The sequence below is a fragment of the Paenibacillus sp. J5C2022 genome, from assembly GCF_025567625.1.
Lineage (GTDB): Bacteria > Bacillota > Bacilli > Paenibacillales > Paenibacillaceae > Pristimantibacillus.
Genome location: NZ_JAOQJC010000019.1, coordinates 41719 through 58430, shown reverse-complemented (window position 1 = coordinate 58430; position 16712 = coordinate 41719). Strand labels below are relative to the sequence as shown.

The 16712-nt window shown below is 53.3% G+C and carries 17 protein-coding genes; all 17 read left to right on the top strand.

What is annotated here, in order from left to right; all coding sequences use genetic code 11:
- Nucleotides 1-34 precede the first annotated feature (34 nt).
- The 17 genes from M6D81_RS16485 (at nt 35) to M6D81_RS16405 (ending at nt 16705) form a co-directional block, all read left to right on the top strand.
- Nucleotides 35-1201 (top strand): aminotransferase class I/II-fold pyridoxal phosphate-dependent enzyme, encoded by a 1167-nt coding sequence (locus M6D81_RS16485; RefSeq protein ID WP_262678074.1) that lies wholly within the window; start codon nt 35-37, stop codon nt 1199-1201.
- 550 nt (nt 1202-1751) lie between these two features.
- Nucleotides 1752-1937: a hypothetical protein gene (locus M6D81_RS16480; RefSeq protein WP_262678012.1), complete on the top strand. Its 186-nt coding sequence runs from the start codon at nt 1752-1754 to the stop codon at nt 1935-1937.
- 22 nt (nt 1938-1959) lie between these two features.
- Nucleotides 1960-2553 carry a cob(I)yrinic acid a,c-diamide adenosyltransferase gene (locus tag M6D81_RS16475; RefSeq protein ID WP_262678011.1) on the top strand — a complete coding sequence of 198 codons (594 nt, stop codon included), beginning with the start codon at nt 1960-1962 and terminating at the stop codon, nt 2551-2553.
- Nucleotides 2554-2604: 51 nt separating this feature from the next.
- Nucleotides 2605-3852 carry an RluA family pseudouridine synthase gene (locus M6D81_RS16470; protein WP_317259134.1) on the top strand — a complete coding sequence of 416 codons (1248 nt, stop codon included), beginning with the start codon at nt 2605-2607 and terminating at the stop codon, nt 3850-3852.
- Entirely contained in the window at nt 3842-4219 is a 378-nt protein-coding gene (locus M6D81_RS16465; protein WP_262678010.1) for an arsenate reductase family protein, read from the top strand. Before M6D81_RS16470 ends, M6D81_RS16465 begins: the two co-directional genes overlap by 11 nt.
- Entirely contained in the window at nt 4212-5447 is a 1236-nt protein-coding gene (locus M6D81_RS16460) for an aminotransferase class I/II-fold pyridoxal phosphate-dependent enzyme (protein ID WP_262678009.1), read from the top strand. The genes M6D81_RS16465 and M6D81_RS16460 overlap by 8 nt, the downstream gene beginning before the upstream one ends.
- An 81-nt stretch (nt 5448-5528) precedes the next feature.
- The gene (locus M6D81_RS16455) at nt 5529-6395 is read left to right on the top strand and encodes a 5'-3' exonuclease (protein ID WP_262678008.1); all 867 of its coding nucleotides are present in this window, start codon (nt 5529-5531) and stop codon (nt 6393-6395) included.
- A 570-nt stretch (nt 6396-6965) separates the two neighbouring features.
- Nucleotides 6966-7376, top strand: coding sequence for a helix-turn-helix domain-containing protein (locus tag M6D81_RS16450; protein ID WP_262678007.1), 411 nt, complete (start codon nt 6966-6968; stop codon nt 7374-7376).
- Between the two features lie 99 nt (nt 7377-7475).
- On the top strand, nt 7476-8210 hold the full coding sequence (locus tag M6D81_RS16445; protein ID WP_262678006.1) for a YveK family protein: 735 nt from the start codon (nt 7476-7478) through the stop codon (nt 8208-8210).
- Entirely contained in the window at nt 8200-8865 is a 666-nt protein-coding gene (locus tag M6D81_RS16440; RefSeq protein ID WP_262678005.1) for a CpsD/CapB family tyrosine-protein kinase, read from the top strand. The genes M6D81_RS16445 and M6D81_RS16440 overlap by 11 nt, the downstream gene beginning before the upstream one ends.
- 91 nt (nt 8866-8956) lie before the next feature.
- Nucleotides 8957-10777, top strand: a complete 1821-nt coding sequence (locus M6D81_RS16435) for a polysaccharide biosynthesis protein (protein WP_262678004.1) — start codon at nt 8957-8959, stop codon at nt 10775-10777.
- A gap of 21 nt (nt 10778-10798) precedes the next feature.
- Complete coding sequence (gene galU, locus M6D81_RS16430; protein WP_262678003.1) at nt 10799-11680, top strand: UTP--glucose-1-phosphate uridylyltransferase GalU; 882 nt, start codon at nt 10799-10801, stop codon at nt 11678-11680.
- 13 nt (nt 11681-11693) lie between these two features.
- Nucleotides 11694-12860, top strand: coding sequence for a glycosyltransferase family 4 protein (locus M6D81_RS16425; RefSeq protein WP_262678002.1), 1167 nt, complete (start codon nt 11694-11696; stop codon nt 12858-12860).
- On the top strand, nt 12848-13996 hold the full coding sequence (locus tag M6D81_RS16420; protein ID WP_262678001.1) for a glycosyltransferase family 1 protein: 1149 nt from the start codon (nt 12848-12850) through the stop codon (nt 13994-13996). The genes M6D81_RS16425 and M6D81_RS16420 overlap by 13 nt, the downstream gene beginning before the upstream one ends.
- Nucleotides 13962-14885, top strand: a complete 924-nt coding sequence (locus M6D81_RS16415; protein ID WP_262678000.1) for a glycosyltransferase family 2 protein — start codon at nt 13962-13964, stop codon at nt 14883-14885. The genes M6D81_RS16420 and M6D81_RS16415 overlap by 35 nt, the downstream gene beginning before the upstream one ends.
- Entirely contained in the window at nt 14866-15939 is a 1074-nt protein-coding gene (locus tag M6D81_RS16410; RefSeq protein WP_262677999.1) for an EpsG family protein, read from the top strand. Before M6D81_RS16415 ends, M6D81_RS16410 begins: the two co-directional genes overlap by 20 nt.
- Nucleotides 15940-15958: 19 nt before the next feature.
- Nucleotides 15959-16705, top strand: coding sequence for a glycosyltransferase family 32 protein (locus M6D81_RS16405; RefSeq protein WP_262677998.1), 747 nt, complete (start codon nt 15959-15961; stop codon nt 16703-16705).
- The last annotated feature ends 7 nt before the right edge of the window (nt 16706-16712 follow it).

Below are 16712 nucleotides of genomic sequence, written 5' to 3'. Positions count from 1 at the left end.
ACATTCAACTGCAGCGCCTGTAAGTCGCGAATCGATGAAAGATTATTTGTCTCCTCTGGCGCAAGGATTGAAGCCATCAGGCATCCGCCGTTTCTTCGACTTGGTCAGCTCGCGCAAGGATGTCATTACGCTCGGGGTAGGGGAACCCGATTTTGTCACGCCGTGGCATGTGCGGGAGGCGGCAGTCTATTCGCTTGAATCCGGCAAGACGCAATATACGTCCAATTCCGGCATGCCGGAGCTGAGAGAAGCGATCGGACAATATCTGAGCGACAGCTTCGACGTCGCTTATGAGCCGTCCAATGAAATACTGGTAACGGTGGGCGGCAGCGAAGCCATCGACCTTGCGCTGCGCGCGCTCATATCGCCCGGCGACGAGATTCTGGTGCCGGAGCCCTGTTACATCTCCTATTCGCCTATCACATCCTTGACGGGGGGCGTTCCGGTCGGTATCGAGACGTTCGCGCAGGATCAGTTCAAGCTGAAGGCGGAGGCGCTGCAAGCGGTCATTACGCCGCGTTCCAAATTACTTATTCTCTGTTATCCCAGCAATCCGACGGGCGGCATTATGACATACGAAGACTGGCTGCCGATCGCCAAGGTAGTCGAGGACAATGACCTGATCGTCATCTCCGACGAGATCTATGCGGAGCTTACGTACGGCTCCAGGCATGTGAGCTTCGCGTCGTTACCGGGTATGAAGGATCGGACGATTCTCGTCAGCGGCTTCTCGAAGGCGTTCGCGATGACGGGCTGGCGGATGGGATACGCTTGCGGTCATCCCGATCTGATCTCCGCCATGCTGAAGATTCACCAGTATACTGTCATGTGCGCTCCCATTATGGCGCAATATGCGGCATTGGAAGCATTGACGAACGGGCTGCAGGAGAAGGATCGAATGGTGGAGTCGTACAATCAGCGGCGCCGTCTGGTCGTGAAGGGCTTCCGGGATATCGGACTGGAGTGCCATGAGCCGCAAGGCGCATTCTATGCATTCCCGTCTATTGCATCGACGGGCTTGAAGAGCGAGGAGTTCGCCGAGCGGCTGCTGGAGGAAGCGGGGGTAGCCGCTGTGCCGGGCAACGTGTTCGGCAAGGGAGGAGAAGGCCATCTCCGTTGCTCTTATGCGACTTCAGTATCCCAGTTGACCGAAGCGTTGAATCGGATTGGCAAGTTTGTGGACACATTGAAAAAAGGATAGATCGACACTGAGGGCAGGTCAGTCGCAGAGCTGGCCTGCCGTTTGTTTGTGCCGATACGCTGGAGGGAAGCTTGAGGCGAGCCAGTGTATGCGGCATACGATAGAGAGTTGAAATGGCGGGTTAAAGGCGAGCCAGTGTATGTGGCATACGATAGAGAGTCGAAATGGCGGATTAGAGGCGAGCCGGTTCATGTGGCATACGATAGAGAGTTGAATTGGCGGATTAGAGGCGAGCCAGTGTATGTGGCATACGTTGGAGAGTCAAAATGGTGGATTAGAGGATAGCCAGTGTATGTAGCAATACGTTGGAGAGTCAAAATGGTGGATTAGAGGCGAGCTAGTGTATGTGGCATACAATAGAGAGTCGAAATGGCGGATTAGAGGCGAGCCAGTGTATGTGGCATACGTTGGAGAGTCAAAATGGTGGATTAGAGGCGAGCCAGTGTATGTGGCATACGTTGGAGAGTCAAAATGGCGGATTAGAGGCGAGCCAGTGTATGTGGCATACGTTGGAGAGTCAAAATGGTGGATTTGAGGCGAGCTAGTGTATGTGGCATACAATAGAGAGTCGAAATGGCGGATTAGAGGCGAGCAAGTGTATGTGGCATACAATAGAGAGTCGAAATGGCGGATTAGAGGCGAGCTAGTGTATGTGGCATACGTTGGAGAGACGAAATGGCGGATTAGAGGCGAGCTAGTGTATGTGGCATACAAGAGCGAAATGCTGGATGATTAATAAACGGTGAAGGGGTGAGCGTATGAGATTGTATACGAAAACAGGCGATAAAGGCGAGACGTCGCTCATAGGCGGCCGGGTCCGCAAGGATGATGTGAGAGTGGAGACTTACGGCACGATCGACGAGTTGAACAGCTTCGTAGGCGCCGCTGCGGCCGAAGCTATGAAGCATCCGGAGCTGGAAGAAATGGCAAGCATGCTGATGGACATTCAGCAGGAACTGTTCGACTGCGGCTCTGACCTTGCGTATGCGAAGAAGGGAGCGCCGTTCAAGATGAACGAGGAGCCATCCATTCGGCTGGAGCAATGGATTGATCGTTATATTGCTGAGGCTCCGGAGATTACTCGCTTTATCTTGCCAGGGGGGAGCTTGGCTGCCTCACAACTGCATGTGTGCCGCACGGTATGCCGTAGAGCGGAACGGCGTGCAGTTACGCTGGCGGGTGAGCATGATGTCAATGAGCATGTCGTTATTTATTTGAACAGATTATCGGACTTCTTCTTCGCAGCTGCCCGCGTAGCCAATGCGAAGCTCGGCGTTCCCGATACGGAATATGTGCGCAGCGCGGAAGTGTTCCGCAAGAGAAAGGGCAAGGGGCAGGACGAGAAGAAGTAGCTCGCTTCAAGAATCTGGAATAACGTAACCGGCTAAGAAGGTGAGGAAGCCATGAGGTACAGCAAGGATTCGGATAAGAGAAGGGAGCTTGAATGCCGGAATGAGCTATTCGCGGCAGATGTCAATATGTGCTGCCAGCCGTCTGCCGGCAATGATGATACAATGGAGAATATGGCACCGGTGGGCGGGGAGGATGCTGAGACAGGTGTAGCAGCAGATCCTGTGACCGCAGCAGACATGGGAGCTGAGACAGAAGAAGAAGCGGAAATAGAAGCAGAGACAGAGGCCGAAGTACTGGAGATTGAAGTCGATAAGCTGAGCGAAAAGTACTATAAGCCATTAACAGTCCATGCAACAACGGACGACGAAGGAAAGCAGGTTCGCACGGTGCTTCAGAGACGCCTCGGCGTATCGCGCAAGCTGCTGTCCCAGGTCAAGCTGACCGAGCATGGTCTGACGGTGAATGGACGGCGCGTCTATACGACCGCCATCGTATCGGCGGGAGATATTATCCAACTGAGGATGCTGCGGGAAGAGTCGGATGACATATTGCCGGAGGATATTCCGATCCGCATTATTTATGAAGATGAATATCTGCTCATCGTGAACAAGCCGGCGGGTATGATCGTTCATCCGACCCACGGGCATTATACCGGAACGCTTGCGAACGGGGTGGTGCGACATTGGAAGACGGTGGGGGAGAAGGTGAGATTTCGCCCGATTCATCGTCTGGATGAGGATACCTCGGGGCTTGTTGCCATAGCCAAGACCGGCTATGTGCATCAACAGCTGTCGGAGCAGCTGCAAGCCGGAACCGTGGACAAGCAGTATCTGGCCTGCGTCTACTCCATTCCGGCACCGTCTGACGGAACAGTGCAAGGGCCAATCGATCGGGACCCTGAACGTCCCCATTATCGAATTGTCACCCCTGACGGTTACCCTTCCGTAACGCATTATGAGACAGTACGGACGTATAAGTGGGGAGAGAGGACTGGCGGTGCCGCTTCGGTCGTCAGATTGAAGCTGGAGACAGGCCGAACGCATCAGATTCGCGTGCATATGCGGCATATCGGATGTCCGTTAATCGGAGATAAAATGTATAGCATCGAGCCATTAACTGTACAGGAACTGGAGGCGGCGGTCGGTCGGCAAGCCCTTCATGCGGAACGGCTGGGGCTAACACATCCTATGACGAAGCAATGGATGGAGTGGCAAGCACCGTTGCCGGAAGAATTCATGGAACTGGATCGTATATTATCCCGAATGGCGGAAGGAGACACATGCAGCAATGACAGCTAACAAGAAAGTAACGATTATCGAGTATCCGAAGTGCAGCACATGCCGAAATACGGTCAAGTGGCTGAAAGGAAAAGGTTACGAAGTGGAGTCCCGCCATATCGTGGAAGAGACACCTACGGCGGATGAACTGGAGCGGCTTATCGCGCTCAGCGGACAAGATATGAAGAAGTTCTTCAATACATCCGGAGAAGTATACCGGGAGCTGGGACTGAAGGATAAGCTGCCGGGCATGAGCGACGAGGAGAAGCGGGAGCTGCTGGCATCGCACGGGATGCTCATTAAGCGACCGATCGTAACAGACGGTAAGCAAGTGACCATCGGCTTCAAGCCTGAGCAATTCGAGGAGGCTTGGGGCGGTCATGAGTAATGACGGAAGAGACAGGCATTGGCGTTCGAGCCGCTTGTCGCAGCTCGGCTCCTCCATATTCGCCGAAGTGGCTTCCTGGAAGCGGGAGGCGATGGCGGGGGGCCGCGATATGATTGACCTGGGCATTGGCAGTCCTGACCGTCCGCCGCTCGCTTCGGTACGCAATGCGCTCAGCGAAGCGGCGCTCCGGGAAGATTCTTATGCTTATCCAGCTGTCGGAAGCGGTATGCCGTTCAAGGAGGCGGCAGCTGCGTGGATGCTTCACCGGTTCGGAGTGCAGGCAGATCCTGCCTCGGAGCTGGTCACCTTAATGGGCTCGCAGGACGGACTTGCCCATCTGGCCATGGCCATATGCGATCCCGGCGATAAGGCGCTGCTCCCGGACCCGGGATATCCCATATATGGTGCTTCACTGGCGCTGGCAGGCGTGCAGGCGGAGCTGATGCCGCTTCGCGAGGAGAACGATTATTTGCCCGACCTGGACGGCATCCCGTCGCCGGTATGGGATGCGGCGAAGTTCATCCTCGTCAATTATCCCAATAATCCTCTGTCTGCCATAGCCGACTTGTCCTTCTATGAGAGGCTGCTTCATAAGGCGAAGAAGCATGACGTGCTGGTCGTGCATGATTTGGCTTATTCCGAGCTTGCCTTTGACGGCTGCAGACCTCCCAGCATGTTGCAGTTGCCGGGCGCATTTCATCATATCGTGGAATTCCATTCCCTATCGAAGAGCTTCAATATGGCCGGGTGTCGTATTGGCTTCTTGGTTGGCAATAGGGATGCGGTGAGCGCGTTGCGGGAGTTGAAGGACAACATCGATTACGGTGTATTCACTCCTGTTCAGGAAGCGGGCATTGCTGCACTGCGGGAGGCGATGGCAGACGATGGAAGGGCATCGGTAAGCGCTGTGTACGAGCGGCGAAGAGATTCATTCGTGGAAGCGCTCCGTGCGGAGGGATGGACCGTCGATAAGCCGAAAGCCACAATGTTCATTTGGGCTAAGCTGCCTAAGATGGGATGGGATAAGGGGAGCGACTGGTCCTCAAGAACCATTTCCCAGGAAATGCTTCATAGCTGTGGTGTGGCAATTATTCCCGGAGAAGCATTCGGCTCCGAAGGAGAAGGCTATGTGCGTATTGCGTTGGTAGAAGAGGAAGCGAGACTGCTTGAGGCAGCCAGACGTATAGGTTGCTTTATACGCGGCGAGTATAGGGACATAGGGGGATAAGCCTCAAGCGGCTGAAGGTGCTGCGACAGGGCCGACAGCAACGAAGGCGGGAGCAAGTGCCAATTGAGAGGAGATACAAGGATGGAAAAACAACGATTGCTGCTAATCGACGGGATGGCGATTCTGTTCAGGGCTTATTTCGCCACATCGTTTACCGGCAGTATTCGCAGAACAAGCAGTGGAATTCCAGTCAATGGCGTTCACGGCTTTGTCCGTTACTTCATGGACGCAGTCAAAACGTTCAATCCGACGCATGTCATCTGCTGTTGGGACATGGGCAGCAAGACGTTCCGCACGGAACAGTATGACGGTTACAAGGCGAATCGTCCGGAAGCGCCGGAGGACCTGAGGCCTCAGTTCGATCTGGTCAAGGAAGTGGTAGCAAGCTTCGACGTTCCCAATATCGGCGTAGAAGGGTTCGAAGCCGATGATTGCATCGGCACGCTGGCGGCCATGTTCAAGGAGCAAGCGGATGTGTACATCGTAACGGGCGATCACGATATGCTGCAATTGGTCGATGAAGGCGTATCGGTGGCGATTATGAAGAAAGGGATCGGCAATTATATGGTCTATACGCCTCATAGCTTGATGGAAGAGCGGCAATTGACCCCTAAGCAAGTAATTGATATGAAAGGCTTGATGGGTGATGCGAGCGACAATTATCCCGGCGTGCGAGGCATTGGAGAGAAGACGGCTCACAAGCTCCTGCTGGAGCATGGGACGATAGAGGCGCTGCTGGCGAATCTGGATGCCGTAGCCAAGTCGGTGCGGGCCAAGATTGAAGCCGATCTGGACATGCTGCACCTCTCCCGTGAGCTGGCGACGATCAAATGCGACGCTCCGCTTCAGGCGGATTGGGAAATGTGCTATTGGCAGTATAATCGGGCAAGTGTGCTGAACAAGTTCGAAGAGCTGGAATTCAAAAGCCTGCTTTCATTAATAGGTTGAAGCAGTGAGAACGACAAAGGGACTGTGCAGAGGTGTGGGACGCCTTGAACAGTCCCTTTTTCCATAGCTAATACGCCTCAGTTGGAGGCAAGTAATTGCACGATAGCCGAGCTGGTTTAGGAGTTGTAGGGCATGTAGCATAGGTTGGAGAGTGGAAAGTAGCTGGTTTAGGAGCTGTAGGGCATGTGGCATAGGTTGGAGAGTGGAAAGTAGCTGGTTTAGGAGCTGTAGGGCATGTGGCATAGGTTGGAGAGTGGAAAGTAGCTGGTTTAGGAGTTGTAGGGCATGTGGCATAGGTTGGAGTGAGGAAAGTAGCTGGTTTGGGAGCTGTAGGGCATGTAGCATAGGTTGGAGTGTGAAATAAATGTGAAGGACGTTGCTCGGCATTTATCATTGTACATTTTATCATGATGAAAATAGTTCTTTATAAAGAACATTCGCAGACGAAATGTGGACAAAGTAAAGCGTGCCAAGGTATTGACCTGTTCTCTTTAAAGAACTACAATATAGATATTGTACGTTATATAGATTAGTGGTACTACAGATCGAATCTAATTGAAGGAGAATTCTATGATTGGGGAACGGATTAAATCATTGAGGGAGAAGAAAGGTTATTCCATTACGAAGCTTGCCGACCTTGCCGGAGTGTCAAAGTCTTATTTAAGCTACATAGAACGGAATGTACAGAATAATCCTTCGCTTCAAGTGCTGGCGAAAATCGCTTATCATCTGGACACCAATATTGAATATTTGCTCGGAGAAGAGCTTTCTCCTAAAGTATGGGTGGATCATGTGCTGGATGAAGAGTGGCAGACGCTTATTCGCGATGCGGTGGATGAGGGAATGAGCAAGGGCGATTTTCAGGCATTGAAGGATTTGGTCAGATCGACGAAATGGAAGGAAGAATACTTGACAACTAGCCCCTCGCAAAAGGGGAAAAAGAAGTCATCAAACATTATCATCCTTCATATCGATCATTAAGAATTTGTGAAAAATGGTAAAAGTGTGTTGACATGTTCTATATAAAGAACTATTATGTTGTTATTGTTCACTATAACTAACGGTAAGCAGGTGTGTTTAATGGAAATGAAAAGATTGGACAGCAGCGCTCGAGCGATAAAGGAGAAAGAAATTAATCTGAAAGAAATTGCCGGCATCATCATGAAGCGCTTATGGATTGTTATCGTGCTTACCGGACTCATAACAACGCTCGGTTATCTGTACAATTCCAAACCGGAGCCGCAATATTACTCCTCTTCTACACGGGTGATCATATCCGCCAACAACGACATGATGAATACGGTAAAAGTGATGGTGCGCGAGCCAATCGTGCTGTCGCAGGTTATCGACATGCTGGAGTTGGATCAATCCGTCGGCCAAATGCGTTCACAGATTAGAGTAGCCAATGTAGACAATTCGCTCGTTACCGTCATAACCGCAACGAATACCGATCCCAACCGGGCTGCGGATATCGCCAATACAACGGTGGAAGTGTTCCGCAAGGTAGCCGCGGATACGCTGGGCGTAAGCAACATTCGTCTATTGACGCCCGCTGAGCCCGTTCCTGTGTCGATTACAGTGAAGACGAACACGATCGTCTACCTGGCTTTCGCTGCTGGCCTCATCCTCAGTCTGACACTCGTATTCCTGCTGGAATCCTTGGACGATACGATACGGTCGGAGAGAGAGATTGAGAGGCTGCTGGAGCTTAATATGCTGGGGCATGTGTCCGTCATCAAGCGAAGAGCGCCGTCGTCGGCGGGAAGCAATCAACCAAAACAAGCATTGAACAGGAGTGAGACCATTGGTTCGTGAACGAGCAAAAGTGGCAAGATCCGTTATCCACCGCAGTCTTTATTCCTACTTGCAGCCTTCGGGGCGGATCGCGGAGCAATTCCGCACAATAAGGAACAACATTCAGTACTCCGTACAGAACAAAACGATCAAATCGGTTATGATTACATCGCCGGGAGAGGGTGACGGAAAAACGACCGCAGCGGTCAACCTAGCGATCAGCATGGCGAATCGGGGAGAGAAAGTGCTGCTAGTGGATGCCAATTTCCGCAACCCGATGATTCACAAGCTGTTCCAGCTGCAAGCCTCCCCCGGCTTGTCCAATGTCTTGTCCAAGCAGCTCAATCTGAACGAAGCCGTGCAGCATACAGAGATCCCGTCGCTTCATCTGCTCACCAGCGGGCAGAGACAGGCGAATTCCACGGAGTTGCTGGATTCCGATGTGATGAAGGGTCTGATCATAGCGGCGGCGGAGAAGTACGATCGCATCGTGCTTGATTGTCCTCCCGTCTTGTCAGGACCGGATACGAATATGCTGGTGAAGCAATGTGACGGGGTCGTGCTGCTCCTGCAGTGCGGCAAGTCGACCCACGGCATGGCGCTGGAGGCCAAGCAGTCCCTTGCGTTCGCAGGAGCGAATATTGTGGGGGCCATATTGAATAAAAAAGAGCGTTAGAAGCGACCCTTTCATACGCCTTTTTTTTCGGCAAAAATGTTCTTTATAAAGCACAAAGTTTGTGAACGAGTAAGGAAAGGATGGGGTTGACATGACTTATCGTCGCAGGTTCTGGCTGCTGATTACACTGGATTCCATCATTGTAGCTTCGGCAGTAGGCGGCAGTGTCTGGTTATTGGGGGAGTCGGGAGCGCCATCGTCCATTACGCTGCTTGCGCTGTCGTTGTTCGTGCTGCACCATGTCTTCTTCTTCGTCTACAAGCTGTACAAGAAAGCATGGGAATATGCCAGTATCGGCGAGCTCGTCATGATTGCCAAAGCGGCTGCGCTGACGATCGGCGGGACGGCTCTCCTGCAGTGGATCGCCTTCGGGGATATGCATGTTCGTCTGCTGACGGTCATCGGTATGATGCACATGATGCTGATCGGCGGCTCCAGGCTCGTCTGGCGCGTGGTGCGAGGAAGCTTCAGCCGGCAGAGCGGCAAGCGCAAGCGGACGCTTATCGTCGGAGCCGGGTCGGCAGGTACTATGCTGGTACGGCAGCTGCTGAACAACTCCGATACAGAGCTGTATCCCGTCGCATTCGTCGATGACGACGCTTATAAGCAAGAACTGGATATTATGGGTGTGCCGGTAGCAGGGAAGGTATCGGAGATCGTGGCCAAGGCTTCACAGTACAAGGTGGATAACATCGTCATTGCCATTCCGTCCCTGAGCAAGAAGCAACTTTACAACATTTATACGGAATGCGCCAAGACGAACGCCAAGACGCAAATCATTCCGAAGCTGGAGGATCTGGCGACCGGACGAATAGCCGTTACCCAGTTCCGTGATGTGCAGGTGGAGGATCTGCTCGGCCGCGAGCCGGTGGAGCTCGACATCGAGAGCATCTCCGAGTATGTGACGCGCAAGGTGGTGCTGGTTACCGGGGCAGGCGGTTCTATCGGATCGGAAGTATGCAGGCAGATAGCCCGGTTCCTTCCGGAGAAGCTGGTGGTATTGGGACACGGGGAGAACAGCATATATGCGATAGAGATGGAATTGAAGGAGATGTACAAGGACTCGGGCGTCAAGTTTTATACAGAAATCGCCGACTTGCAGGATGCGGACAAAATGAACGCCGTCATGCGCAAGCATAAGCCCCATGTCGTCTACCATGCGGCGGCCCACAAGCATGTGCCGCTGATGGAGCGAAATCCGGAGGAAGCGGTCAAGAACAATCTGATTGGCACTTATAATGCGGCGAGAGCGGCAAGCGCCAGCGGCGTATCCACCTTCGTCATGATCTCCACCGACAAGGCAGTCAATCCGACGAGTGTCATGGGCGCGACGAAGCGGCTGGCGGAAATGATCATTCAGCATATGGACGGCGTGAGCCAAACGAAATTCGTTGCTGTACGCTTCGGCAATGTGCTGGGAAGCCGCGGCAGCGTCATTCCGCTGTTCCAGAAGCAGATTGCCAGAGGGGGACCGGTTACGGTGACGCACCCGGATATGGTGCGTTACTTCATGACGATTCCCGAAGCTTCCAGACTTGTCATTCAGGCCGGAGCGCTCGCAAGAGGCGGCGAGATATTCGTGCTGGACATGGGCGAGCCCGTCAACATTACGGAGCTGGCGCAGAATATGATTCGCATGTCCGGCTTCGCCGTTGAAGATATCGGCATCGAATATACCGGCATACGGCCCGGCGAGAAGCTGTACGAGGAGATGCTGAAGGACAACGAAATGATGGAGAAGCAAGTGTACCCCAAAATCTATATTGGCAAAGCATCCGAAATCCATATGGATGACATTCAGGACATTATGCGAGAGTACGGCCGCATGGAACAGACGGAGCTGCGCGTATCGCTGCTGAAAATAGCCAATCATGTCACGGCCAAGCCGAAGCTGGCGACGATATCGGGTTAAAGATAAAGGAGCGGATAAGAAATGAAGGTCAGAAAAGCGATTATTCCGGCAGCGGGGCTGGGTACCCGGTTCCTCCCGGCGACGAAGGCGATGCCTAAGGAGATGCTGCCGATCGTCGACAAGCCGACCATTCAATACATTGTGGAAGAAGCCATTCAATCCGGCATTGAAGACATTATTATCGTGACGGGCAAAGGGAAGAGAGCGATCGAAGATCACTTCGACAATTCGCAGGAGCTGGAGCAGATTCTGTCGGCGAAGGGGAAATTCGAGCTGTTGGAAGAGGTGCGCAAATCTTCTGATATGGTGGACATTCACTATATTCGGCAGAAGGAGCCGAAAGGACTCGGTCATGCGATATGGTGCGCCAGGAAATTCATCGGCGACGAGCCGTTCGCCGTCTTGCTCGGCGACGACATTATTGCTGCAGAGAAGCCTTGCCTGCAGCAAATGATCGAGAAATATGAGCAGTACGGGTCCTCCATTATTGGCGTACAGCGGGTGGCGGAGCAGGAAGTGTCCAGGTACGGCATCGTCGACGGGAAGACGATGGAGCCATTGTTCCATCGCGTCAATGATCTGGTAGAGAAGCCAAAGCAAGAGGACGCGCCTTCCAATATGGCCATCATGGGCCGCTACATACTGACGCCTCAAATATTCGACATACTGGGCCAGCAAGCCCCCGGCTCCGGCGGTGAAATTCAGCTGACGGACGCCATTGCCGCGCTGAATCAGTCAAGAGCCGTGTTCGCATACGAGTTCGACGGCGTCCGCTATGATGTCGGCGAGCGAATGGGCTTTATCCAGACGACAATCCAATTCGCGCTGCAGCGGGATGAACTTCGCTACGAGCTGCTGGACTTCATGCAGCAAGTGCTGGAGAGGGAGGGAGCGCCCAGATAGGGGCGCATAGCCTATGGAGAACAAGAACAAAGTGCTGTTCTGCGCTACCGTCGATTATCATTTCAAGCTGTTCCACCTGCCTACGATGGAATGGTTCAGCAAGCGGGGCTGGGAAGTGCATGTAGCGGCGCAAGGCGAGCTTGAGCTTCCCTTCGTCCATCAGAAGCGGGATTTCCCCATTCAGCGCTCTCCGTTCCGGCTGCACAATATTCGCGCTTACCGGATGCTGAAGGAATGGATCGACAGCGAGAATTATCAGCTGATCCACTGCCATACTCCGATGGGCGGGGTGCTGGCAAGGCTGGCTGCCAGGCATGCGCGGAGAAGAGGTACCAAGGTCGTCTATACGGCGCACGGCTTCCACTTCTTCAAGGGAGCCCCGCTTCCCAACTGGCTTATCTACTATCCCATCGAGAAGCAGCTGGCGAAGCTGACGGACTGCCTTATTACAATCAACAGCGAGGATTACCGATTGGCGGTAGACCGCAGCTTCCGGGCGGGGCAGATCGCGCATGTGCATGGCGTCGGCGTTCATACGGGACGGTTCAGTCCCGTCAGCGACGAAGAGAAGCGGCGGAGAAGAGCCAGATTCCATTATCGTCCCGAGCACTTCCTGCTTATCTATGCGGCTGAATTCAATCGCAACAAAAATCACGAGCTGCTGCTTCATGCGCTCGCGCAGCTGAAGGAGAAGGCTCCCATGACCCGGCTGCTGCTGGCCGGCCGTGGACCGCTGCTTAGCCGCTGCCGCTTGCTGGCGCAGGAACTGGGCGTATCGCACATGGTGAGCTTCCTGGGTTATCGGGACGATCTGGATCAGCTGCTGCCGATGTGCGATACGGCCGTCTCTTCCAGCTTGAGAGAAGGCTTGCCGGTCAACATCATGGAGGCGATGGCATGCGGCTTGCCTATCGTAGCGACGCGCAATCGCGGACATGAAGAGCTCGTGGAGGAAGGGCGGAACGGCTTCCTCGTCGGTCCGACAGACGCAAGCACGCTGGCGCAGCGACTTGGCATGCTGCAAGCCTTCCCGTCAGCGAGGCTGCAGATGGGAGAGAACAGCAAGCTGCGGGTGGAGAGCTACTCTTCGCACCGCGTACAAGAAGAATTGCGGCGGAAATATGAAGACATCATTGAGGCATCCGGAGAAGAGGTGAAGGGACTGCAGTGGGAAGCATGATAACGGTATTGCAGGCGGCGGTGAACATGAATCGCGGCGGAGCGGAGACCCTGCTGATGAATCTGTATCGGCATATCGACAGAAGCAAGTTGCAGTTCCATTTCCTCACTTGCCGCGAAGGGTGCTACGACGATGAAATCAGATCGCTCGGCGGAGTCATCCACCGCATTCCTTACATTGACAAGGTCGGGCCGCGTGCATACAGGGCAGCGCTGAAGCAATTTTTCGCAGAGTATGGCTATCAATATCAGGTCGTCCATACGCATATGGACCGGATGAGCGGTCTTGTGCTGTATGCCGCCAGGCAGGCGGGCGTGCCCGTCCGTATCGCACATAGTCACAATACAAGAAGCGAGGGAAGTCTGCCGGCGAAGCTCTACAAGCGATATGCCAGTCTATATATCGCCTTCGCCGCCACGCATCGGTTCGCCTGCTCGGAGGAAGCGGGGAAGTGGCTGTTCCCCTGGAAGCGGAGAGAGGTTCAGCTGTTGAAGAACGGCATAATGAGCGATGTGTTCGCTTATCGCCCGCTGGTCAGGAATGAGGTGCGGAAGGAGCTTGGCATTGCCGAGGGGACGACCGTCCTCGGCCATGTAGGGCGATTCAATGAACAGAAAAACCACGAAATGCTGATAGACATTTTCCACAATTGGCTGAAGCGTAATGACGACAGTTGCTTGCTTATGGCAGGCGAAGGGCCGCTAAGGCAGACAATAGAGGAGAAAGCTCGTGTAATGGGATTGTCGGATAACGTGAAGTTTCTCGGTGTGCGATCGGATATTGACCGCCTTATGCAGGCGTTCGATGTCTTCGTCTTCCCATCGCACCACGAAGGCCTGCCGGTGACGCTCGTCGAAGCGCAAGCGGCCGGATTGCCTTGCGTCGTATCGGATGCCATTACGCGGGAAGTGGATTTGGGGATGGGGCTAGTGTCATTCCATAGCAACGGGAACTTGCAGGAATATTTGGAAGCCATCCCGTCCGCAGCCGGCCGGGAACGGCGGATGGATACCCAGGCTGCGCTGCACATGCACGGTTACGATATTCGCGAGACTGCTGTGTGGCTGCAACAATATTACGGAAAGCAGTGCGAGGTGAACCATGAGACGAATAACCGTCTTTACGCCCACTTATAACCGGGCTTACTGTCTGCACCAGCTATATGAGAGCTTGAAGCGTCAAAGCTGCGATCAATTTCAATGGCTGATCGTCGACGACGGCTCCACGGATCATACGAGTGAACTGGTGAGCGGCTGGATGGAAGAGGGAAAGGTGCAGATCCGGTACATACGGCAAGAGAATCAGGGGATGCACGGCGCTCATAATACCGCCTACTCACATATTGATACCGAGCTGAACGTATGCATCGACTCGGACGATTATATGCCGGACGATGCGATTGAGAAAATTCTGGATTACTGGAGCCGCCATGGCAGCGACAAGTACAGCGGCATTGCCGCGCTGGATGCGCATCCCGACGGTGAAGTGATCGGCACGTCATTCCCGGAATCGCTGAAGAGCAGCTCCTTGTTCCATCTCTATCAGCGGCATGGCGTCAGGGGTGACAAGAAGCTGGTATATCGGACCGCGCTTACGAAGGAGCATCCCTATCCGCTCTTTCCGGAGGAGAGGTATGTCGGACTGGACTACAAATATTACAAGCTGGATGAGCGGTACGAGCTGCTGTTGATGAACGAAGTGCTGTGCCACGTCGATTATTTGCCGGATGGTTCGTCCCGGAACATGCTGATGCAATATGTGCGCAATCCGCAGGGCTTCGCCTTCTATCGCAAGGCGATGATGAAGCTTCCGTTGGGCGGCTTCGCCTTCAAGCTCCGGCATGCCGTGCATTACGTATCAAGCAGCCTGATGATGAGCAACAGGCGGTGGCTTCGGGAGTCTCCGCGGAAGCGGATCACCTTGCTTGCCATGGTGCCCGGACTTCTTCTCTACATGTACATTCGCTTCAAAACGAAAGGCGCTTCGGCAGCAAGGGGAATGAACAATGATTATTCTGTGGGTTAGTATCATTGCCGTATTCTATTTCTCCTTCTTCTCACGATACTTCGCCGTTCCCTCCGCGATATCGCCTATCTCCATTCGACCGAACAAAATACTGGCCGCAGCGGCTGCCGTTAGCCTCGTTCTGGTAGCCGGCTTGCGCAACAACATCGGTGACACCTTTTTTTATATGCATGCCTACGAAGTGACCGATTACGACTGGGCGTTTATTTGGAGAGAGAAGGACAAGGGCTTTAATATTCTGCAAATGCTGCTGCAGCAAATAACGGATGATCCGCAATTGCTCATCATGACGACTGCGCTCGTTACAAATATTCTCATTGTGGTGGTTATGTACCGATATTCCCGGCTGCTGGATCTCAGCTTGTATTTATACATAACGTCCGGTGCGTTCATTATTTCCATGAATGGCTTGCGCCAATATCTGGCAGCCGCGATTCTGTTCGCCGGGACGAAATACCTGCTTGAAGGTCGTTGGAAGCCCTATATGCTGCTCGTATTGTTAGCCTCTGTTTTTCATCAAAGCGCATTAATATTGGCGCCGCTGTACTTTATCGTCCGTCTGAAGGCATGGACGAAGCTGACGACTCTGTTGCTGGCAGGGGCAATCGCGATCGTTCTCGGCTATAACTACTTTTCGGAAATGCTGTTCAAGGCGATTCAGGATACGCAGTACGGCCATTACGCGAGCTTTCAGGAGGGCGGCGCCAATTTCATACGGGTAATCGTCAATACGGTTCCTTTATTTATCGCTTATATAGGCAGGGAAAAGCTGAGAAGACTGTTCCCGGGTGGCGATGTGTTCGTCAATATGTCGATTATCGGGGTTGTGCTCATGATTGTTGCGACGCAGAACTGGATATTCGCCAGACTGGGCATTTACTTTACGCTCTATCAGCTTGTACTTATGGGGTGGATTGTCAAGCTGTTCCGCGACAAGGATCAACGACTGGTCTATTTCCTTATCATCTGCTTGTACTTTATATATTTCTTCTATGAGAATGTGATGGTACTGGGACTTAGTTATCGAAGCGATTATATGATATGGCCTTTCTAAGAAGGCGAGGGAGAGTGTTATGGAGACAGAAGCGAATATTCCGCGCATCGTCCATTACTGCTGGTTCGGGCGCGGGGAGAAGCCGAAGCTGATTCGAAAATGCATGCGGAGCTGGAAGAGGCACTTGAGCGGCTACCGGTTCATAGAGTGGAATGAAGACAACTTCGACATCAGTTCGGTACGGTATGTGAAGGAGGCGTATGAGGCTCGCAAATTCGCTTTCGTAAGCGATTATGTCCGGCTCCATGCCTTAATGGAGCATGGAGGCATCTACCTGGATACGGATGTGGAGGTGCTGGGATCGCTGGATGGCTTCCTGCATCATGAAGCCTTCTCCGGATTCGAGGATGAGCGGTACCTGCAGTCGGGCACGATGGGGGCTGTTCCCGGCCATCCCTGGATTGCTGCGTTGCTGAACAATTATGCTGCGCGTTCGTTCCTGCAGGCCGACGGGACATATGATATGACCACGAACACAGCCGTTATATCGGAATTGTCGAAGCGGGACGGACTTGTGCTGGACGGGAAGTATCAGGCGCTACGCAATGGCGTCGTGTTCTATCCGCGAACTTACTTCAGCCCTTATGACTATATTAACGGAGCCAACTATCTTAGTGCGGACAGCTGCACGATTCATCACTTCGCCCAATCGTGGCTGCCCGCCCATGTGCGCATGCGAAGCGGAGTGAAGCGGGTAGCCAGCAAAGTGATCGGTCCGCACATGATTGCGAAGATGAGACAAATGCTGTCTTCGAATGGACGATAGGAGAACC